Annotated in this window: 21 protein-coding genes; 9 read left to right on the top strand and 12 right to left on the bottom strand. The window is 66.3% G+C overall.

The genetic code is table 11. From position 1 onward, the window contains the following. Window positions 1-33: 33 nt before the first annotated feature. Entirely contained in the window at window positions 34-483 is a 450-nt protein-coding gene (rpfC, locus tag A5781_RS20770; protein ID WP_231990766.1) for a resuscitation-promoting factor RpfC, read from the bottom strand. 93 nt (window positions 484-576) lie between these two features. Next, window positions 577-1158 (bottom strand): chorismate mutase, encoded by a 582-nt coding sequence (locus A5781_RS20765; protein ID WP_082939461.1) that lies wholly within the window; start codon window positions 1156-1158, stop codon window positions 577-579. A 54-nt stretch (window positions 1159-1212) separates the two neighbouring features. On the opposite strand from A5781_RS20765, the gene A5781_RS20760 reads away from it, so the two are divergent. Beyond that, window positions 1213-1830, top strand: a complete 618-nt coding sequence (locus A5781_RS20760) for a hypothetical protein (protein WP_197503988.1) — start codon at window positions 1213-1215, stop codon at window positions 1828-1830. Window positions 1831-1917: 87 nt separating this feature from the next. On the opposite strand, the gene ag85B is transcribed toward A5781_RS20760, so the two are convergent. Beyond that, a complete protein-coding gene (gene ag85B, locus A5781_RS20755) occupies window positions 1918-2910 on the bottom strand; it encodes a diacylglycerol acyltransferase/mycolyltransferase Ag85B (RefSeq protein WP_067211059.1) in 993 nt (330 codons plus the stop codon). A gap of 610 nt (window positions 2911-3520) precedes the next feature. Between ag85B and A5781_RS20750 the strand changes: the two genes are divergently transcribed. Next, window positions 3521-4627 (top strand): hypothetical protein, encoded by a 1107-nt coding sequence (locus tag A5781_RS20750; RefSeq protein WP_067211223.1) that lies wholly within the window; start codon window positions 3521-3523, stop codon window positions 4625-4627. An 18-nt stretch (window positions 4628-4645) separates the two neighbouring features. On the opposite strand, the gene A5781_RS20745 is transcribed toward A5781_RS20750, so the two are convergent. Genes A5781_RS20745 through A5781_RS20735 form a run of 3 tightly spaced genes read right to left on the bottom strand, consistent with a single transcriptional unit; the run spans window position 4646 to window position 7515 of the window. Next, window positions 4646-5194, bottom strand: coding sequence for a YceI family protein (locus A5781_RS20745; RefSeq protein WP_067211056.1), 549 nt, complete (start codon window positions 5192-5194; stop codon window positions 4646-4648). A gap of 13 nt (window positions 5195-5207) precedes the next feature. Beyond that, window positions 5208-6221: an alcohol dehydrogenase catalytic domain-containing protein gene (locus tag A5781_RS20740; RefSeq protein ID WP_067211053.1), complete on the bottom strand. Its 1014-nt coding sequence runs from the start codon at window positions 6219-6221 to the stop codon at window positions 5208-5210. A gap of 10 nt (window positions 6222-6231) precedes the next feature. After that, window positions 6232-7515, bottom strand: a complete 1284-nt coding sequence (locus tag A5781_RS20735; protein ID WP_067211049.1) for a cytochrome P450 — start codon at window positions 7513-7515, stop codon at window positions 6232-6234. A gap of 211 nt (window positions 7516-7726) precedes the next feature. Here A5781_RS20735 and A5781_RS20730 point away from each other — a divergent pair, with 211 nt between their 5' ends. The 3 genes from A5781_RS20730 to A5781_RS20720 are packed head-to-tail and all read left to right on the top strand — an operon-like array spanning window position 7727 to window position 8708. Continuing rightward, window positions 7727-8125 carry a hypothetical protein gene (locus tag A5781_RS20730; RefSeq protein ID WP_067211045.1) on the top strand — a complete coding sequence of 133 codons (399 nt, stop codon included), beginning with the start codon at window positions 7727-7729 and terminating at the stop codon, window positions 8123-8125. Between the two features lie 11 nt (window positions 8126-8136). Beyond that, window positions 8137-8427 (top strand): hypothetical protein, encoded by a 291-nt coding sequence (locus tag A5781_RS20725; RefSeq protein ID WP_067211042.1) that lies wholly within the window; start codon window positions 8137-8139, stop codon window positions 8425-8427. Between the two features lie 56 nt (window positions 8428-8483). Beyond that, complete coding sequence (locus A5781_RS20720; protein WP_067211038.1) at window positions 8484-8708, top strand: hypothetical protein; 225 nt, start codon at window positions 8484-8486, stop codon at window positions 8706-8708. Between the two features lie 8 nt (window positions 8709-8716). On the opposite strand, the gene A5781_RS20715 is transcribed toward A5781_RS20720, so the two are convergent. Both A5781_RS20715 and A5781_RS20710 read right to left on the bottom strand, forming a co-directional pair. Beyond that, the gene (locus A5781_RS20715) at window positions 8717-9847 is read right to left on the bottom strand and encodes a nitronate monooxygenase (protein ID WP_067211036.1); all 1131 of its coding nucleotides are present in this window, start codon (window positions 9845-9847) and stop codon (window positions 8717-8719) included. 111 nt (window positions 9848-9958) lie between these two features. After that, the gene (locus A5781_RS20710; RefSeq protein ID WP_067211032.1) at window positions 9959-10423 is read right to left on the bottom strand and encodes a hypothetical protein; all 465 of its coding nucleotides are present in this window, start codon (window positions 10421-10423) and stop codon (window positions 9959-9961) included. Between the two features lie 234 nt (window positions 10424-10657). Between A5781_RS20710 and A5781_RS20705 the strand changes: the two genes are divergently transcribed. Together A5781_RS20705 and A5781_RS20700 are read left to right on the top strand one after the other, a co-directional pair. Further along, window positions 10658-12589 (top strand): NAD(P)/FAD-dependent oxidoreductase, encoded by a 1932-nt coding sequence (locus A5781_RS20705; RefSeq protein ID WP_067211028.1) that lies wholly within the window; start codon window positions 10658-10660, stop codon window positions 12587-12589. Between the two features lie 10 nt (window positions 12590-12599). Then, window positions 12600-13625, top strand: coding sequence for an alcohol dehydrogenase catalytic domain-containing protein (locus tag A5781_RS20700; RefSeq protein WP_067211025.1), 1026 nt, complete (start codon window positions 12600-12602; stop codon window positions 13623-13625). Window positions 13626-13630: 5 nt separating this feature from the next. Here the strand turns inward: A5781_RS20700 and A5781_RS20695 are convergent, their stop codons facing one another. Together A5781_RS20695 and dtd are read right to left on the bottom strand one after the other, a co-directional pair. Further along, complete coding sequence (locus tag A5781_RS20695) at window positions 13631-14542, bottom strand: class I SAM-dependent methyltransferase (RefSeq protein ID WP_067211023.1); 912 nt, start codon at window positions 14540-14542, stop codon at window positions 13631-13633. A gap of 67 nt (window positions 14543-14609) precedes the next feature. Then, window positions 14610-15041, bottom strand: coding sequence for a D-aminoacyl-tRNA deacylase (dtd, locus tag A5781_RS20690; RefSeq protein ID WP_067211019.1), 432 nt, complete (start codon window positions 15039-15041; stop codon window positions 14610-14612). A gap of 51 nt (window positions 15042-15092) precedes the next feature. On the opposite strand from dtd, the gene A5781_RS20685 reads away from it, so the two are divergent. Then, window positions 15093-15398 (top strand): MTH1187 family thiamine-binding protein, encoded by a 306-nt coding sequence (locus A5781_RS20685; RefSeq protein ID WP_066954365.1) that lies wholly within the window; start codon window positions 15093-15095, stop codon window positions 15396-15398. Here A5781_RS20685 and A5781_RS20680 read toward each other — a convergent pair. After that, the gene (locus A5781_RS20680; protein ID WP_082939462.1) at window positions 15395-15889 is read right to left on the bottom strand and encodes a macro domain-containing protein; all 495 of its coding nucleotides are present in this window, start codon (window positions 15887-15889) and stop codon (window positions 15395-15397) included. The two genes, A5781_RS20685 and A5781_RS20680, sit on opposite strands and share 4 nt — an antisense overlap. Window positions 15890-15923: 34 nt before the next feature. Here A5781_RS20680 and A5781_RS20675 point away from each other — a divergent pair, with 34 nt between their 5' ends. Beyond that, on the top strand, window positions 15924-17198 hold the full coding sequence (locus tag A5781_RS20675; RefSeq protein ID WP_067211012.1) for a competence/damage-inducible protein A: 1275 nt from the start codon (window positions 15924-15926) through the stop codon (window positions 17196-17198). A 1-nt stretch (window position 17199) separates the two neighbouring features. Here A5781_RS20675 and A5781_RS20670 read toward each other — a convergent pair whose 3' ends face one another. Further along, window positions 17200-18462 carry a sialate:H+ symport family MFS transporter gene (locus A5781_RS20670; protein WP_197504001.1) on the bottom strand — a complete coding sequence of 421 codons (1263 nt, stop codon included), beginning with the start codon at window positions 18460-18462 and terminating at the stop codon, window positions 17200-17202. Window positions 18463-18493: the final 31 nt, after the last annotated feature.

Below are 18493 nucleotides of genomic sequence, written 5' to 3'. Positions count from 1 at the left end.
CGTTCGGTCATAGACCGCGAGCACAGTTGATCGTCAGCGCGGCACCGCCGCCTGGATCAGCCCGTTGATGATCTCCTTGATGCCCTGCGCGGGGTGCGAGTACCAACCGATCGGCAGGCCCGAATTGGCGCCGCACTTCGGCCACGCCTCCACCCCCTGGTCGGCGAAAACCCGGTTGGCTACGGCGATTTGCTGCTCTCGGGACGCGGCCGCCGGGTTGCCGACGCCGCCGTACCGCTCCCAGGTACCCGGCTTGAATTGGAGTCCACCGTAATTGCCGTTTCCGGTGTTGGCGTGCCAGTTGCCACCGGACTCGCACTGGGCGATCGCGTCCCAGTTGGGCGTGGGTGCGGAGGTGGCTATACCGGTGGAAGAAGCTATCGACGCTGCAACGAACCCGCCGACCGCCAGGGACTTGACGAGGGGCTTGCAGAGAAGGTTCATGTCATGGATTTCGGGCGCTGTGGCCAAAGCGTTACCCATTCGAAAATGCCGCGAGATATGCCTTCTATCTGCGGAAACGGCAATATCACGGAGCAAAAAGAAAGTGTTAGAAACCGATGAGGAAAAATTAAATTATTGCTGGCAATATGACTGAGTTGCTAACGCCAGCGCCCGTTGATACAGGGTGTCGAGGCCGCGGGCGCGGATGGCGCCGCTTGCGGCGAGCCCGAGTTGCGCGGGGCAGGCCGTCGAATGGAGCAGGTCCCAGTTGGCCAAGACCTGGTTCAGCATCGTTTGATTGAGGTCGTCGATCGCCGATCGCGACGCCGACAGGTCCGCCGACTCGGCCGGGGCGGCATCAGGATTGAGTTTCCAATCCGCGAACCGGCTGTATTCGATGCCCTCCGTGGCGCGGATCTGGTCGCCGAATAGCCGGGTGACATAGTCGGGGTCGATCCGCCGGGCGGAGGCCTGGGCGGCCATTTTCGCGAGTTCTTGCTGGACGCGGCCCTGGTCTTCGACGGCCCCGTGCGTGGTCCACTTGAAGGCGGCCACCGGCTCGGCGATTTGTAACCGCTGCGCGGCGGCGTCGACCAATTCGGCGAGGGGGCTCGCATCGTCGGCTCTCGCCGGCGATGCGGCCAGGATCGCCAGCCCGACGACCATGCCGGCGCAGCGGGTAACCAGGGTCATGCACCGGCTCTGCATGACCATGATTCTGCGGCAGCGCCGGATACGAGCGCATTTCGGAGTTAGCCTGAGGTGCTGATGTCGTCGACCATGGACAGTCGCCGCCCGCGCCGCGTTGGCGGGAAGCGCGGGAAATCGTTGCGCTCGAGGCAGATTCGTGCGCTGATTGCCGTCGCGCTGGCGATTCCCCTGTTGCTCGGTGCGGCGCTCATCATGGTCGATCGGCTGCATTCGACGCCCGCCGACGCCCTCGACCATCCCGCCAGTCCGGTGAGCGACGATCAATCGAAGGCTCAGGTCGTCCAATCGGCCCAGCACATCGTCACCGCAACGGGTCTGCAGGCGTCCTCGGCGGGCTACTCGCTGATGTCCTGCAAAAACCGCGACGACCCGCCGTATCAGGGCTCGATCTACCTGACGTTCTCGTTGCCCGCCGCGGCACCGGCCGACACCTACATCACCCGAATCGCCGCGACGCTGGCCGGCGATGGCTGGGCCGAGGGCCTACCACCTAACAATCACGCATTCGCGAAGACACTCACCAAGGGTGGCGTCACAGTGATCGTTTACCGCCACGACGACGAACCGCACCTCGGCGTCCTACGCGTCTACGGCCAGTGTCGCAACATGAACGATCACCGCAGGGACGCGACGGCTTGGACGGATGTCACCGACCAATTCGCCGCGCCGCGTTGATCCGCTGACACCCAAAGGGGCCATGACGCACTACTGCGCCCGACGGCGTCGTCGTCGGGCGCAGCAGCGACCTCGGGGCAGGTGAGGCTATCCGCCGCCGCCGGCAGTGGCACCCAGGGTGCCCTGCAGGTCCGGCTTCATGGCGTTGAGCTGGGCTCCCCAGTACTCCCAGCTGTGTGTTCCGTTGGCGTTGAAGTTGAACACGGCGTTGTGGCCGCCGGCCGCGTTGTACTGGTCCTGGAACTTCAGGTTGCTGCTGCGGACGAAGTTCTCCAGGAACTCGGCGGGCATGTTCGCCCCGCCCAACTCCGACGGGGTGCCGTTACCGCAGTAGATCCAGAGCCGGGTGTTGTTGCCCACCAGCTTGGGGATCTGCAGTGAAGGGTCGTTACGCTGCCACGCGGGGTCGCTCGACGGGCCCCACATGTCGTTCGCCTTGTAGCCGCCGGCGTCGCCCATCGCGAGGCCGATCAGGGAGGGCCCCATTCCCTGCGAGGGGTCCATCAAGGCGGACAACGAGCCGGCGTAGATGAACTGGTTCGGGTGGTAGGCGGCCAGGATCAGTGCTGAGGAGCCGGCCATGGAGATGCCGACCGCCGCGCTGCCCGTGGACTTGACGCTCTTATTGGAGGCCAGGTACTGCGGCAGCTCACTGGTCAGGAAGGTTTCCCACTTGTAGGTCGAGCAGCCGGCCTTGCCGCAGGCCGGGCTGTACCAGTCGCTGTAGAAGCTGGACTGGCCACCGACGGGCATGACGATCGACAGGCCTGACTGGTAGTACCACTCGAACGCCGGCGTGTTGATGTCCCAGCCGTTGTAGTCGTCCTGGGCGCGCAACCCGTCGAGCAGGTACACCGCGGGGGAGCCGTTGCCGCCGCTTTGGAACTGGATCTTGATGTTGCGGCCCATGCCCGCCGACGGCACCTGCAGGTATTCAACCGGCAGGCCCGGGCGCGAGAACGCTCCCGCGGTCGGTGCGCCGCCGGCAAGACCGATCAGCCCCGGGAGGGTGACAGCCGCGGCTGCACCGACTAAAAGCCGGCGCCCCCAGGCCCGGACCATCTCGCTCAGATCTGTCATACCTGCCCCTTGTCGTATGTGACCGTCGTCTCAGGCAGGAATTTACAGTGCGAATAGCCCGAATGTCGATCTGGACGCGGGGGTGTCTCAGTTTGGTATCGCAATTCCCCCGCCAATTGCGCTCGCGGGATAAGAGCGCCGCAACCTTCGCGCCGGTTGGCCTGCACCCGGCTTTGACGGATAGGCCGCCTAAAACGCCTGGCAGCGGGGCCTAGGGCGGGCTGGGCCAAAATGCGCAAAGCCACCATTTTCGATCCCGCCATGACGTCCGGCGGCGCCGCGACGCCGAACCACCGCCGAAAAGTCGATTCGGTACCCGTAAGACGTTTATCGCCGGGAGAGGAGGGCGTGGTTTCCCGCGGCCGACGGCCCTTCTCCCACCTGCGCGTCCCGCGGACGCATCGATCGGTTCCCGACGGGCCGATTCTCCGGCGAGGTCGAACCGGGGCAGCCGGACTTGCGCCGACCGCGTAGGCTCTCACGGAGCAAGCCGATGGAGACCACGTTATCTCGGTCCGTTCCGGCCCTCACGACCCACCTGACCAGGGGTTTCTGGTGTGCGTGGGCGCGCTGAGGGCGTCGGAGGTCCGGGATCGATTGGGGCATGAGTTTGGATACGGTACTTGGGCTATCAGTGACGCCGACCGCCGTTGGGTGGGTCCTCGCTGAAGGACACGGCGCAGACGGCACCATCCTGGATCATCAGGAGCTGGCGCTGGACGCCGGTCGCGGCCCGCGCGCTGTGAGTACCGCGGAGCAACTAGCGGACGAGATCGCACGGGTGGAAGCGCAGGCGGCCGCCAGCGACCATCGGCTGCGGGTCATCGGGGTGACGTGGAACGACGACGCGGCGGCCCACGCCGCGTTGCTGCTGGAAGCTCTGACCGACAGTGGCTTCGACAACGTCGTGCCGGTCCGGCAACTCGATGCCGTCGAGACCCTCGCGCAGGCGATCGCGCCGGTCATCGGCTACGAGCAGACCGCGGTCTGTCTCCTTGAACACGACTCGACGACCGTCGTCATGGTCGATACCCGCGACGGGGAAACGCAGACTGCGACCAAGCAGGTGCGCGGCGGTTTCGACAGCCTGACTCGCTGGCTGACCGGCATGTTCGACCGCAATGGCTGGCAGCCGGCCGGGGTGGTGGTCATCGGCGCGCACAGCGACATCGACGGCTTATCCTGGCAGCTCGAAAAGACGCTGCCGGTACCGGTATTCGTGCAGGGGATGGCGCAGGTGACCATCGCGCGGGGCGCGGCGCTGACCGCCGCCCGAAGCACCGAGTTCACCGACGACCAGCTGGTGCTGCACCCCACTGAATCCGCCGCCGCGCCGCCGGCGCCGCGAAAGCTGTCGTACGCCGGGGCGGTGACAACGCTGGGCGCCGGTGTGGTCACCTTTGTCTCCTCGATATCGCTTGCGGTGGGCATTCAGCTGGCCCCGGCCAGCAATCCCGTCCCTCGGCACACGGAGCCCGCACCGACGCCGCAGGTCGCCGAGGCCGTCGCACCGCCCCCGGTCGTCGCGCCGCTGACCCCGCAGGCGAAAGTCCAGGCCAGCGAACCGATCACGGAGGCCGCCGCGCCCGACGAGCAGCAGCCGGAACCCAATAACCGGCAGCCCTACCTGACGCGGATGCTCGAACACATTCCGGGCGACACCGGTGACGCGACGAGTGCCTCGGCCCCGCAGGCGCCCGCCCAGCCGCAACCCTGACTCGGCCGGGACAGGCGCTCAGGCGGTTTTCGCGTGCATCGCGGTGAAGGACACCGAAACTTCGTCGGCGACCTGGACCGAACCCATCAGCAATGAGTACGGCTTGATGCCGTAATCGGTCTGCCGGACCGTTGATTCGGTGGACATACGCCACGCGTCCCCGAGATCCGCTGTGCGCAGATCGATTACGTGGTCCCGTGACTTTCCCCGAACTTCGAGTTGGCCGGTGAGCCGGTACCCGTCGTCGGTCTTGTCGATGGTCCGTGCGAGGAAGCGGATCTCGGGAAACCGGCCGGCGTCCAACGACTTCAGGGCGTTGGACCGCACCAAAGCCTTCTCGGGGCCCGACAACCCCTTCACGCCGCCCTCGCCGCGCAACACCTCGAGGGAATCCGTTTCGACCACAAGCTCCACGGTGGCGGGTTCCGAGCCGGCCCAGCCCACGGTGGCATGCCAGCGGGTCATGGCGATGGTGAGACGATGGCCCATTCGCGCCGCCCGCCCGCGGACGCCGGTGGCAAGAAGTAGCTCGCCGTCGGCTGCGTCCAAGCTCCACTCGTCGGTCATAGGCCGACTGTAATCACATCGTCAGCACTGTGCGGTAGTGCGCACGCCCTTGCTCCAACGCCGCGTATCCGTCGGCGGCTTTTGACAGCGGTAGTTCCTCGACCCACGCCCGCACTCCGGACAGCACGGCGAAATGCATCGTCTCTTCAACGTCTTTCGCCGTGCCGGAAGGATGACCGACGATGCTGACCCCCGGTGTGATCAGTTGGATGGGGCTGATCGGCAAGGGTTCGGGCGTGACGCCGATGGTGACGAGCTCGCCTTGTGGCGAAATTCCGCCGACGGTCGCGGCCATCGCCGACGAGTTGCCCGCGGTCGCCAGCACGACTGCCGCTCCGCCCAGGGCCTTCAGCGCTTCTGCGGGATCGGCGGCGGTGGAGTCAATGTAGTGGTGGGCACCCAACTTCCGGGCGTCCTCCTCTTTGTCGCTGCCACGAGCGATGGCGATGGTCTCGAAACCCATCGCGCGGGCGAACTGCACCCCGAGGTGGCCGAGGCCGCCGACACCGAGGATGGCGACCCGGTCGCCGGGCACTGCCTTCGTATGACGCAACGCGTTGTAGGTGGTAACGCCGGCGCAGCCCATCGGGGCGGCTTCTGCGTCGGAAAGCCCTGCGGGTATGCGGGCGAGCGCACTCCCCGGGACAGTCACCGATTCCGCGTAGCCGCCCGGATACTGGTAACTGGGGACCTTCCCGTTCTCGCAATGAATGAAGTGGCCTTTTCGGCACTCATCGCAGTGGTAGCAGCAACCGCCGAACCACCCGACCGCGACTCGATCGCCGACGGCGAAACCCTCCACACCTGCACCGAGCTCGGCGATCGTTCCGGCGATTTCGTGCCCGGGGGTCAACGGCCACGTCATGCCCGGGAAGCCACCAGAGACAAAGTGTGCGTCCGTGCCGCAGATTCCACACGCGGTGACCGTTAGCCGCGCCTCATCACGGCCTGGTGGCTTGGTTTCGACATCGACCAGTTCCAACGGTGCCCCGGCCGACTTTACGTGAACAGCTCGATGGGTTGCCATGCGGTTGATGCTAGTGCGCGGCAGGGGATTTCGCGCCGTTGGTGTGGTAGTCGACTTGCCAGTGCTTGATCCCGTTGAGCCAGCCCGACCGTAGCCGTTCGGGCTTTCCGATCGATTCCAGGTTCGGGATGCCGTCGGCGATCGCGTTGAACATCAGGTCGATGGTCATCCGCGCCAGGTTCGCCCCGATGCAGTAGTGCGCGCCGGTGCCGCCAAACCCGACGTGCGGGTTGGGGTCGCGCAGGATGTTGAAGGTGAACGGGTCGTCAAAGACTTCCTCGTCGAAATTGGCCGAGCGGTAGACCATCACCACCCGCTGACCCTTTTTGATTTGCACGCCGGACAATTCGTAGTCCTCCAGTGCGGTGCGCTGGAAGGACGTCACCGGGGTGGCCCAGCGGACGATTTCGTCGGCCGCGGTGGCGGGACGCTCACGCTTGAACAGCTCCCACTGATCGGGAAAGTCGGTGAAGGCCATCATGCCCTGCGTGATGGAGTTGCGGGTGGTCTCGTTGCCGGCCACGGCAAGCAGGATGACGAAGAACCCGAACTCGTCATCGGAAAGCTTGTGGCCGTCGATGTCGGCCTGGACCAGCTTGGTGACGAGGTCTTCCCCCGGATTTTTCGCCCGGTCCGCCGCCATCTGCATGCCATACATGATGAGTTCGACGGAAGCGGTGATGGCGTCGTTGTTGGCGAACTCGGGATCCTGGTCACCGACCATCTCATTGGACCAGTGGAAGAGCTTCTTGCGTTCTTCCTGTGGCACACCCATCAACCCGGCGATGGCCTGCAACGGCAGCTCGCACGAGACCTGCTCGACGAAGTCACCGCGGCCCTGGGCGGCCGCTTCCTCGACGATGCGCCGGGCGCGCTCGGCGAGGTCGCCGCGCAGGCGCTCGATGGATCGGGGGGTGAATGCCCGCGAGATGATCTTGCGCAGCCGGGTGTGTTGCGGCGCATCCATGTTCAGCAGGACGAACTTGCCGCGTTCGACCTGCTCGCCGACCGTGCCGTCCTTGTAGCGCGGCAGCGCGGTCTTCTGCAGGCTGGAGAAGACATCGCTGCGCAGCGATACCTCTTTGACGTCCTTGTGCTTGGACACCACCCAGAAGCCACCGTCGTCGAATCCGCCCACCCCGATCGGCTGCTCGTTCCACCAGATCGGCGCGGTCCGTCGCAGTTCGGCCAGTTCCTCCACCGGCAGGCGCTCGGCGTGGATGTCCGGATCGGTGAAGTCGAATCCGGGGGGGAGATTGGGAACCGGCTCGGCGGTTGGCTCGACGGTTGGCATGGCCCGCTCCTCGTTGACGAAGTGGTCTAGTCGTCTTTGTGCAAATAAACCATTGCCGCACCACGGTTGGGAAGCGTTGACGCAAGATCGCGGGGTGCGAATTGGAACGTGTTCCTCGTTTCTCATCCCGACCGCGAATACGGTCTTGTGACCGACGGCCCGATGGATATGCTTTGGTGCAGGTCACCGGCGACGACAGGCGGGGTGGAACATGATTCGGGAACTGCTCAGCGCCGCTTCTATAGCGGGCATTGCGATTGGCGTGGCGCCGTGCGCGGCAGCCGGATACGACGGCGACGTGCCGGGGATGAACTATCAGGCGTCGTTGGGCGCGCCGTGCGACAACTATGAGAGCTTTATCTTCGGCCGGGGCCCCAGCGGCCAGGCCGAGGCGTGCCACTTCCCTCCGCCCAACCAGTTCCCGGCGGCCACCACCGGATATTGGGTCATCTCTTATCCGCTGTACGGGGTGCAGCAGGCGGGCGCGAAGTGTCCTGGGCCACAAGCCGCGGCGCAATCGGATCGCGGGCTGCCCATGCTGTGCCTGGGGGAGCGGGGTTGGCAAGAGGGATGGTTCACCGGGGCGGGATTCTTCCCTCCGGCCGAGTGAGCGGCTGAGCCATGGACGACGGCCGGCCCGGCGAGACCCTCGTCCCGCGCTGGCTGCGTTTCGTTCTCGCGTCGGATCGTGCCGGCTCGGCGTGGTACATCGGGACGGGCTTCTTTTTCGCACCGGTCCTGGCGGTGCTGTCGCCGTGGCCCGTCGTCACCACCGTGCTGTGGGCGATCATCGGGCTGGCCGGACTGTGGCTGGGCCTGCTGGGCATCGCGATGGCCGTCGGGCTGGCCCGAATATTGCGGTCCGGGGCCGAGATCCCCGAATCTTACTGGCGCACCTTGGTCAACTACTAAGCACTACGCCCGGACTAGAGTCATACCAACTGTCCTGCCACGAGAGGAGACTCGATATGGGCTTCACCCCGAAAGATGCGGTCGACGCGGCCAGGGACATCGCGACCAACGCGGTCGAGAAGGCCTCCGACATCGTCGAAAACGCCAGCGACATCATCCGGGGTGACATCTCCGGCGGTGCCAGCGGCATTGTTCAGAACTCGATCGACATCGGCACGTATGCGGTGGACCGGACGAGGGAGATGTTCAGCGGCCGCGACGAGCTCGACGACGAGGTCTAGCTCCGCCGTCAGACGGAGGCGGCCTCGTTGAGTTCGTCCAGCCTGTTCGTCGCTTCCAGGTACTCCTGGACCCAGCGCTCGATGACCGTGGCCGTCTTCTCCACCTTGGTGAACTGGCCGACAACCTGACCGACCGGGTTGAACGCAACGTCCACGCTCTCGTTCGGGTACCGGTTCGTGGCCCGCACCGCCATGCCGGAGACCATGTACTGCAGCGGCATGCCCAGTGGCTTCGGGTTGTCCGGCTGCTCCCAGGCCTCGGTCCAGTCGTTGCGCAACATGCGGGCCGGCTTGCCGGTGAACGACCGGCTGCGAACGGTGTCCCGGCTGCCCGCCCTGACGTACGCCTCTTGCTGAACCGGCGTGTTCGAGGACTCCTCGACCATCAGCCACTGCGAGCCCGTCCACGCGCCCTGCGCGCCCAGCGCCAGGGCCGCCGCGATCTGCTGGCCACTGCCGATGCCACCGGCCGCCAGCACCGGCACAGGGGCGACCTCCTTGACGACCTGCGGCCACAACACGATCGAGCCCACCTCGCCGCAGTGCCCACCGGCCTCGCCGCCCTGGGCGATGATGATGTCGACGCCCGCGTCCGCGTGCTTGCGAGCCTGCGACGGCGACCCACACAGCGCGGCCACCTTGAGTCCCGCGTCGTGGATGTGCTTGATCATGTCGGCCGGGGGAGTGCCGAGCGCGTTGGCGATCATCTTGACCTTCGGGTGCTTGAGCGCCACCTCGACCTGGGGCGTCGCGGTCGCCTCGGTCCACCCGAGCAGCTGCAGGCTGTCGCCGTCGCTGTCCTCGACCGGCACGCCGTGGTCGGCCAGGATCTTCTTGCCGAAGTCGAGGTGTTCCTGGGGCACCATCTTGCGCAGCGTGTCGGCCAGCTCCTCGGCGGACAGGTGCGAGTCCATGCCCTCGTACTTGTTCGGGATGACGATGTCGACGCCGTACGGGTGGTCGCCGATGTTCTCGTCGATCCAGTTGAGCTCGATCTCGAGCTGCTCGGGGGTGAAGCCGACCGCGCCGAGCACGCCGAAACCGCCGGCCTTGCTGACGGCGACCACGACATCACGACAGTGGGTGAACGCGAAGATCGGAAACTCGATACCAAGCTCATCGCAGATGGCGGTGTGCATGCCTACTCCTGGGACGCGGCCGAATTGAAACGTGTTCTAGTTTAGTACGGACGGCATTGACGTGGCCAGCGGGTCCTGACCTGCGTTTTGTCACTACGACCCGTCGGCCGCTCAAAGTGCCGCGCTGCGCGCGAGCCACAGCACCAGGAACGCGAACATGCAGCCTGCGCACACGAGGTGATCCCGACAGACGGACCGCGCCAGGCGGGTCTGCTCGGGCGGACCGTCTGTTCGGCGCCCCAGCCGCACCGCATCGGGAACCGTTTGCGTCAACGCCAGCATGGTCGGACTCCCCGCGAGGACTGCCGACAGCACCAGAAGCCACCAGGGGTCGTGCCCGCGCGCGGACTGGTAGGTCAACGCGCCCAGCAGGATCACCATGACGGCGGCGATCAGCCGGCTCATCGGACGCGAGGTGGTGGTCGCGCGATGGTAGTAAGCCGCGATGGAGGCAAGGACGGCCTCCGGCAGATCGGTTGGCGCAGAACGAAATCGGAGGACCTGCACATCGAAGATGAGATCCATCCACAAGACGGCGAACAGGAATCCGCCGCAGGCCGTGAGTAACGAGGCCATGACGCTCCTCCATCTCCGGCTTACCGGGAGCATTCGTCGACTTGGACCCATTGTTTCGCAGCAGCGCAAGGGCGGCCTCAGGCAATGGCGCACCGGGCAACCGCTGCGCGCGACGACGCGCCGTAGCGGTCAGGCTATTGATCCCCTTCCTCGCCAGCGGGTAGCGTAGTGCTGCCAATTACGAAACGGTAAGTAGCGTAATTGGGAATCCCGTTCACCGAGAGGATCGGCTCGATGCGCAGCGCCTATGCCGGCGATCCCTTCACCACGTCCACGGCGGAGATCGAGGCTGCCCTCGCCGATGTCAGCATCCCGACGCTGTTGCTTTCGCTCGTGCACATCACCGGCGACCCGCGCTTCATCCGCGACTTCAAGCAGATGGGCGTCTTCCTCAACGAGATTCAGGGCTTCATGTCCGAGGAGGACAAGGCGCGGGCCCGCGCGGCCGCCCTGCCGGTGATCACCGAGTATCGGGACCGCGGTTGTCCCGAGCCGAAGCCACTGAGCCTCGACCTCATTCGCGAAATGATGGACTGGGCGGCCTGCGAGCATGTGACCGACGACTACCTGCCCCTGGTGCTGGAAGAGATAGACCTCGACGGGGCTGATCCACGCCGCCCGACGACCCTGCCGGCCGACAGCGCGGCCGATATTCCGGTCCTCGTCGTCGGCTGCGGCGAATCGGGCATCCTGGCCGGAGTCCGGCTCAAGCAGGCCAACATTCCCTTCACCATCGTGGAGAAGAACGCCGGGCCGGGCGGAACCTGGTGGGAGAACAGCTATCCCGGTGCCCGCGTCGACGTGGCCAACCATTTCTATTGCTACAGTTTCGAACCCAACAACGACTGGACGCATTTCTTCGCCGAACAGCACGAACTGCAGGACTACTTCACCCAGGTCATGACGAAGCACGACCTGGCCGAGCACGTGCTGTGGAATACGGAGGTTGTGGCCGCCGAATGGGTCGACGACGACGCCACCTGGAGTATCCGGCTGCGTGGCGGCGAAGGCCGGACGAGCACGGTGCGCGCCCGTGCCCTGATCACGGCGGTCGGTCAGTTGAACCGGCCCAACGTTCCGGACTTCGACGGCGCCGAGAGCTTCGCGGGCCCGTCGTTCCACTCTGCGGCCTGGGACCACTCCGTCGACATCAGGGGCAAGCGCGTCGCGCTCGTCGGCGCCGGCGCCAGCGGTTTCCAAATCGCACCCGCCATCGCCCCCGATGTTGAGCACCTCACCGTGTTTCAGCGGACCGCGCAGTGGATGTTCCCCAACCCGATGTATCACGACGAGGTCGGCGACGGGATGCGCTGGGCCATGCGCCACCTGCCGTTCTACGGGCGGTGGTACCGCTTCCTCGTCCTCTGGCCGGGATCCGACAAGGGACTGGACGCCGCGGAAGGCGACCCGGACTACGCCGACCAGGAGCATGCCGTCAGCGACATCAACGCCGCCGCGCAGATGATGTTCTCCCAGTGGATCACCAGCCAGATCGGAGAAGGGCACGACCTGCTCGCCAAGGTGATGCCCGACTATCCCGCCTGCGGCAAACGGACCCTGCAGGACAACGGCAGCTGGCTGCAAACACTGCAGCGGGACAACGTCGAATTGGTGCGCACGCCCATTCGGCGGATCACCCCGCGCGGCATCGTCACCGAAGACGGTGTGGCGCATGACGTCGACGTCATCGTGTACGCCACCGGTTTCCGGCACACCGACGTGCTGTGGCCGCTGCAGATCACCGGCCGCGACGGGGTGGACCTGCGCGAGATGTGGGGGAGCCGGCCGTACGCCTACCTCGGCATCACCGTTCCAAAGTTCCCCAACCTGTTCATCATCTACGGGCCCGGAACCCACCTCGCCCACGGCGGCAGCCTGATCTTTCAGTCCGAGTTGCAGATGCGCTACATAGACCAGTGCCTGGCGTGGCTGGCCGACCCAGAGGTGCATTCGCTGGAGCCGAAGCCCGATGCCGCCACCGATTGGCATGACCGGACGCAGACCCAGATCAAGAAGATGGTGTGGGCGCACCCCGCGGTCACACACTCCTACTTCAAGAACGCCGACGGGGAGATCCACACCGTCAGTCCGTGGCGCCTCAACGAGTACTGGGCCGCGGTGCGTGAGCCCGACTGGTCCCAATTTGTTGTGCGGCAAAGGAAGTGAGCACGCCACTATGCGTACGGTAGTCGTCGACGGGCCCCACAGCATCCGGGTCGACACCCGGCCCGATCCCACCCTTCCCGGACCCGACGGGGCTATCGTCGAGGTCGCCGCCGCCGGCATCTGCGGATCCGATCTGCACTTCTACGAGGCCGATTTCCCGATGCCCGACCCAATTGCGCTGGGCCACGAGGCGATCGGCACCGTCGTCGAGGCGGGGCCGGAGGTACGCACCGTCAAGGTGGGCGACCTCGTCATGGTGTCCTCGGTGACCGGGTGCGGCGCCTGCGCCGGCTGCGCCACCCGCGATCCCGTCATGTGCCACAGGGGCTTTCAGATCTTCGGCGGAGGTTTGCTCGGGGGAGCGCAGGCCGACCTGCTGGCCGTGCCCGCGGCCGACTTCCAGCTGCTCAATGTGCCGGAAGGCATCAGCACCGAACAGGCGCTGCTCCTCACCGACAACCTCGCCACGGGCTGGGCGGCGGCGCAACGCGCCGATATTCCGTTCGGTGGCACCGTGGCGGTCATCGGCCTGGGCGCCGTGGGGCTGTGCTCGCTGCGCAGCGCACTGTTCCAAGGAGCCGCAACGGTTTTCGCGGTCGATCAGGTGCAGGGACGGTTGGACCGCGCCGCCCAGTGGGGCGCAACGCCCCTCAAGGCGCCGGCGGTCGGGGCCATCCTCGCCGCCACCGGGGGCCGCGGCGCCGACGCGGTGATCGATGCCGTCGCCACTGACGCGTCGCTGACGGATGCACTCAATGCGGTGCGGCCAGGCGGCACGGTGTCGGTTGTCGGTGTGCACGACATGAATCCGTTCCCGCTCAACGCCCTGGGTTGCCTGATCCGCAGCATCACGCTGCGGATGACGACGGCGCCGGTGCAGCGCACCTGGCCGGAATTGATCCCGCTGCTGCAGTCCGGGCGCCTCGACGTCGACGGCATCTTCACCACCACGCTGCCGTTGGACGAAGCGTCCAAGGGCTACGCGACCGCGGCGTCGCGGTCGGGCGACGACGTGAAAATCCTGTTGACGCCCTAGGCCTTCTACCGCGTTGCCGTGATGTATTGGGACCGCATGAAACTGTCGATTTTGACGTCGACGTCGGCCGGGGTCATCCCGTAACCGGCCTGCAGGTCGAGCGTGTTGCGGACGGGGTCGACCGCCCACCCGTGCGCCGCCAGCCGTTCCGCGGGGTCGGTCTGCGGCTCGTAGGTCAGCGCGGAGAAATCGACGTCGCCGGACATGTTGACGCCGGGGTGCGCCGTCTCCAAGGCCTCAAGCTGGTCGTGGTCCAAACGGGATCCCAACGCGCCGATGGCAATCCGGCTGCCAGGCGCACTGAGTCCGCTGATCCGGGTGAAGAGCGTGTTCTGGGCCTCGTCAGTCAGGTACGGCAGAACTCCCTCCACCGACCAGGCGCTGGGGCGTTCCACGTCGAAGCCTGCGGCCTCCAGAGCCCTCGACCAGTCGGTGCGCAGATCGGCGGGAACCTCTACCCTGGGGGCCTTGGGTTTGGCGCCGTGCTGGGCGAGCACGTGCGCCTTGAACTCCAAAACCTTCGGTAAGTCGACCTCGAAAACCCTTGTGCCCTCTGTCCATTCGAGTCGATATGCGCGGGAGTCAAGGCCGGCGGCCACGATCACCGCCTGACGTATGCCGGCGGCGCCGGCGGCGACGAAAAAGTCGTCGAAGAAGCGGGTCTGTACGCCGTAGAGACGGGGGAAGGCCATCTCGTCTTCGGAGGTCCCCGGGTTGGCGAGCATCCCCGCCAAATACGGGTCCTTCGAGGCGTCGATGAAGACCTTGGCATAGTCGTCGCGGACCAACGGCTGCGGGCTCACGGCATGCAGCGCACGCCATCCAGCCACCAGCAAGGCGGTGTAGCCGACGCTGCTGACGATGTCCCAATGGTCATCGTCGGAACGGAGCGAGCCAAACTCGGGCGTCGCACTCATGGTCGCCCCTCCCGTTAACGATCGGTCACGAAAAATCGGCCTGCCCCAACGTACCTGCAATCGCGGGTCAGAGCTCCAGTAGCACGGTGACCGGGCCGTCATTGACCAATTCGACCTGCATGTTCGCGCCGAACACCCCGCTGTGGACCTCGGCGCCCAGCCGTTGCAACGCGTCGGCGAACGCCGCCACCAAGGGCTCGGCGACCGCACCCGGGGCGGCCGCATTCCAGGACGGTCGTCGGCCCTTGGCGGTGTCGGCATACAGGGTGAACTGGCTGACGACCAAGATCGGCGCGTTGACGTCGGCGGCTGACCGTTCGTCGGTGAGAATGCGTAGATACCAGAGCTTTTCGGCGAGCCGTCGCGCCTTGTCGGGATCGTCGCTGTGGGTGACACCGACGAAGGCCAGCAGGCCCTGACCGGCGGGCCGGATGGCGCCCACCACTTCACCGCCGACCGACACCGTCGCAGACGCGACCCGTTGCACCAAAACCCGCATGGGCCTTGATGCTGCCAGGCCAACACCCGAAAGGTTGGGTAGGCTCGTTGAGTGTCTGTGCTTGTCGCGTTCTCCGTCACGCCCATGGGTGTGGGCGAGGGTGTCGGCGAGATCGTCGCCGAAGCCGTTCGGGTGGTGCGCGATTCCGGCCTGCCGAATAAGACGGATTCGATGTTCACCGTGATCGAGGGTGAAAGCTGGGAAGAAGTCATGGCGGTCGTACAGCGAGCCGTCGAGGCGGTGGCCGCTCGCGCGCCCCGGGTCAGCACGGTGATCAAGGCGGACTGGCGGGCCGGTGTCAGCGACGCGATGACGCAGAAGGTTGCCTCCGTCGAGCGTTACCTCGAAGAGGATTAGCCGGCAACGGCGTCCCGGAACGCGCGCCCGGCCGCGTCGCCGTGCACGGCGAACACCACCTTCTCCAACGACTTCGCCTCGTGTCGCCGGACGGCGTCGACCATCAGCCTCGCCGCCTCATCCAGCGGGAAGCCGCCGACGCCGGTACCGAAGGCCACCAGGCCGAGGGTGCGGCAGCCGAGCTCATCGGCCTTCCGCAGCGTGGAAGCGGTGGCCCGCGCGATGATCTCCGCCGAGGTGGGGCCGCCGAGCTCCATGGTCGCGGCGTGGATGACGTAGCGCGCCGGCATGTCGCCGGCCGTCGTCTCGACGGCATCCCCGAGCCCGATGGGCGCCTTCTCGGTCGATTCCCGCTGCAGGTTCGGGCCGCCGGCGCGGGCAATGGCCGCGGCGACACCACCACCGTGCCGCAGTTGCGTGTTGGCCGCGTTGGCGATCGCGTCGAGTTCGAGCTTGGTGACGTCGGCCTGCAAGACCTCGAGCTCGGTCATCGGCTCATTGTCTCTCAGCCCGGCCAGTAGGCTCATGGCGGTGAGTGCACGCGCAGGAATCGTCGTCACCGGAACCGAAGTCCTCACCGGGCGCGTCCAGGACGCGAACGGACCCTGGATCGCCGACCGCCTCTTGGAGCTGGGCGTCGAGCTGGCGCACATCACGATCTGTGGCGACCGCCCGGAAGACATCGAGGCGCAGTTGCGCTTCATGGCGGACCAGGGCATGGACCTGATCGTCACCAGCGGTGGCCTTGGTCCCACGGCCGACGACATGACCGTGGAGGTGGTGGCCCGGTTCTGCAACCGCGAGCTGGTGTTGGACGACGAGACCGAGAACAAGATCGCGAACATCCTCAAGAAGCTGATGGCGCGCTTCGAGGGCGTGGACTTCGAGGCGGTGCGCGCCGCCAATCGCAAGCAGGCGATGATTCCCGCCGGATCGCAGGTGCTCGACCCGGTCGGCACCGCGCCCGGCGTGGTCGTGCCCGGCAAGCCGACGGTCATCGTGCTTCCGGGGCCGCCGCGCGAGCTGCAGCCGATGTGGCACCGGGCCATCGAGACGCCCGCGGCCCAGCAGGCGATCGCCGGCCGAACGCTCTATCGGCAGGAGACCGTGCGAATGTTCGGATTGCCCGAGTCGGGTCTGGCCGAGACGCTGCGCGAAGCTCAGGCGTCGGTGCCGGGCTTTGAGTCGCTCGAGATCACCACCTGCTTGCGGCGGGGCGAGGTCGAGATGGTCACGCGTTACGAGCCGGACGCGGCCGCCAGTTACGCGAAGCTGATCCAACTGGTGCGTGACCGCCACGCACAGCAGCTGTTCTCCGAAGATGGTTCGACCGTGGACGATCTGGTCGGCCAAGCGCTGGCCGGTCGTCGGATCGCGACGGCTGAATCCTGCACCGCGGGCCTGGTGGCGGCGCGACTGACCGACCGGCCCGGATCGTCGGAGTATGTGGCCGGCGGGGTGGTGGCCTATTCGAACGATGCGAAAGCGGAACTGCTGGGCGTCGATCCGGCGCTGATCGAGGCCCACGGCGCGGTGTCCGAGCCGGTGGCCGAAGCGATGGCGGCCGGGGCGCTACGCCGTTTCGGCGCCGACACCGCCGTCGCGATCACCGGAATCGCCGGCCCTGGCGGCGGCTCTCCCGAAAAACCGGTCGGGACGGTCTGTTTCACGGTGGAGCTTTCAAACGGTCGCCGGGACACCCGCACGTTGCGGCTGCCCGGCAACCGCTCGGACATCCGGGAGCGCTCGACAACGGTGGCGATGCACCTGCTGCTGCGCCTGCTGAATCAGTCGGACTGACTCACGTCACTTCGGTTGGCAGGAAGGCGCTTTCGGCGGTGCCGAAACGAATTCCGGTGGCGTCCTTGCCGATCAGCGTCAGGAATGCCACCGCGATCAGCACCGGCACGATCGTCACCGCTAGGGCAAAGGGATAGCCGTGCGACTCGGCCAGCCGTTCCTGGATGGGGAGGTTGAACGCGGCCAGCAGGTTCCCGAGCTGGTAGGTGACGCCGGGGTAGAGGCCGCGGATGGCGTCCGGCGACATCTCGGTCAGATGGGCGGGAATCACACCCCACGCGCCCTGTACGAACAGCTGCATGAGGAACGAGCCGAGGCACAGCATCGCGGCGGCGCGCGAGTAGGCGAACAGCGGAACGATCGGCAGTCCCAACAGCGCGCAGAAGATGATGGTGTAGCGGCGGCTGAATCGCTGCGACAGCGTGCCGAAGAACAGGCCGCCGATGACGGCGCCGAGGTTGTAGACGATGACGATCCACTTGACCGTCACGCTGGACAGTGCGGCGCCGTGGTTGGCGGTCGATGTCAGGAAGGTCGGGTAGACGTCCTGAGTGCCGTGGCTCATCCAGTTGAAGGCCGTCATCAGCAGCACCAAATAGAAGAACCGGCGGATGATCGCCCCGTCGCGCAGCACGTCGCGGATCCTGGTGCTGGTCAGCTTCATCTGGTCCTGTGCGGCCTCCCAGACCTCGGACTCCTCCACCCGGTACCGGATGATCAGGCTGACCAGCGCCGGGATGATGCTCAGCGCGAAGAGCCACCGCCAGGACAGCCCCAGCCAGTTCATCACCACCAGCGAGGCGACGCTCGCCAACAGGTAGCCGAACGCGTAACCCTCCTGCAGCAGCCCCGAGAAAAACCCGCGTCGCTCGACGGGCACCTTCTCCATGGCGAGCGCGGCCCCAAGACCCCACTCGCCGCCCATGCCGATGCCGTACAGCAGGCGCAGGATGACCAGCACGGTGAAGTTGGGCGCGAACGCGCACAGGAATCCGACCACGGAGTAGAACATCACGTCGACCATCAGCGGCAGCCTCCGACCGACGCGGTCGGCCCACAGCCCGAACAGCAGCGCGCCGACGGGACGCATGATCAGGGTGGCCGTGGTGACGAACGCGACCTCCGCCTTGCTGTGGTGGAAAGTCTTTGCGATGTCGGCGTAGACGAGCACGACGATGAAGTAGTCGAAGGCGTCCATCGTCCAGCCCAACAGCGCCGCGATGAATGAGTTTCGCTGGTCGGCGGTCAACCGTTGAGTTGTCACGTCAGCATCGTGCAGTACCGAGCGCGATGGC

The sequence above is a fragment of the Mycobacterium sp. 852002-30065_SCH5024008 genome (genome assembly GCF_001665645.1).
Lineage (GTDB): Bacteria > Actinomycetota > Actinomycetes > Mycobacteriales > Mycobacteriaceae > Mycobacterium > Mycobacterium paraffinicum.
Note: the sequence above shows the minus strand (reverse complement) of the source record. Positions and strands in the feature narration are given on the sequence as shown.

Coding starts and splice junctions, on each gene's coding strand:
- A5781_RS20710 (WP_067211032.1), bottom strand. CDS start 10,423: ATGGCCTCGTTACTCACGGCCTGCGGCGGATTCCTGTTCGCCGTCTTG.
- A5781_RS20735 (WP_067211049.1), bottom strand. CDS start 7,515: ATGCCAACCGTCGAGCCAACCGCCGAGCCGGTTCCCAATCTCCCCCCC.
- A5781_RS20745 (WP_067211056.1), bottom strand. CDS start 5,194: ATGACCGACGAGTGGAGCTTGGACGCAGCCGACGGCGAGCTACTTCTT.
- A5781_RS20680 (WP_082939462.1), bottom strand. CDS start 15,889: ATGACCGAGCTCGAGGTCTTGCAGGCCGACGTCACCAAGCTCGAACTC.
- A5781_RS20725 (WP_067211042.1), top strand. CDS start 8,137: ATGGACGACGGCCGGCCCGGCGAGACCCTCGTCCCGCGCTGGCTGCGT.
- rpfC (WP_231990766.1), bottom strand. CDS start 483: ATGGGTAACGCTTTGGCCACAGCGCCCGAAATCCATGACATGAACCTT.
- ag85B (WP_067211059.1), bottom strand. CDS start 2,910: ATGACAGATCTGAGCGAGATGGTCCGGGCCTGGGGGCGCCGGCTTTTA.
- A5781_RS20720 (WP_067211038.1), top strand. CDS start 8,484: ATGGGCTTCACCCCGAAAGATGCGGTCGACGCGGCCAGGGACATCGCG.
- A5781_RS20675 (WP_067211012.1), top strand. CDS start 15,924: ATGGCGGTGAGTGCACGCGCAGGAATCGTCGTCACCGGAACCGAAGTC.
- A5781_RS20760 (WP_197503988.1), top strand. CDS start 1,213: ATGTCGTCGACCATGGACAGTCGCCGCCCGCGCCGCGTTGGCGGGAAG.
- A5781_RS20730 (WP_067211045.1), top strand. CDS start 7,727: ATGATTCGGGAACTGCTCAGCGCCGCTTCTATAGCGGGCATTGCGATT.
- dtd (WP_067211019.1), bottom strand. CDS start 15,041: ATGCGGGTTTTGGTGCAACGGGTCGCGTCTGCGACGGTGTCGGTCGGC.
- A5781_RS20765 (WP_082939461.1), bottom strand. CDS start 1,158: ATGGTCATGCAGAGCCGGTGCATGACCCTGGTTACCCGCTGCGCCGGC.
- A5781_RS20700 (WP_067211025.1), top strand. CDS start 12,600: ATGCGTACGGTAGTCGTCGACGGGCCCCACAGCATCCGGGTCGACACC.
- A5781_RS20740 (WP_067211053.1), bottom strand. CDS start 6,221: ATGGCAACCCATCGAGCTGTTCACGTAAAGTCGGCCGGGGCACCGTTG.
- A5781_RS20715 (WP_067211036.1), bottom strand. CDS start 9,847: ATGCACACCGCCATCTGCGATGAGCTTGGTATCGAGTTTCCGATCTTC.
- A5781_RS20695 (WP_067211023.1), bottom strand. CDS start 14,542: ATGAGTGCGACGCCCGAGTTTGGCTCGCTCCGTTCCGACGATGACCAT.
- A5781_RS20705 (WP_067211028.1), top strand. CDS start 10,658: ATGCGCAGCGCCTATGCCGGCGATCCCTTCACCACGTCCACGGCGGAG.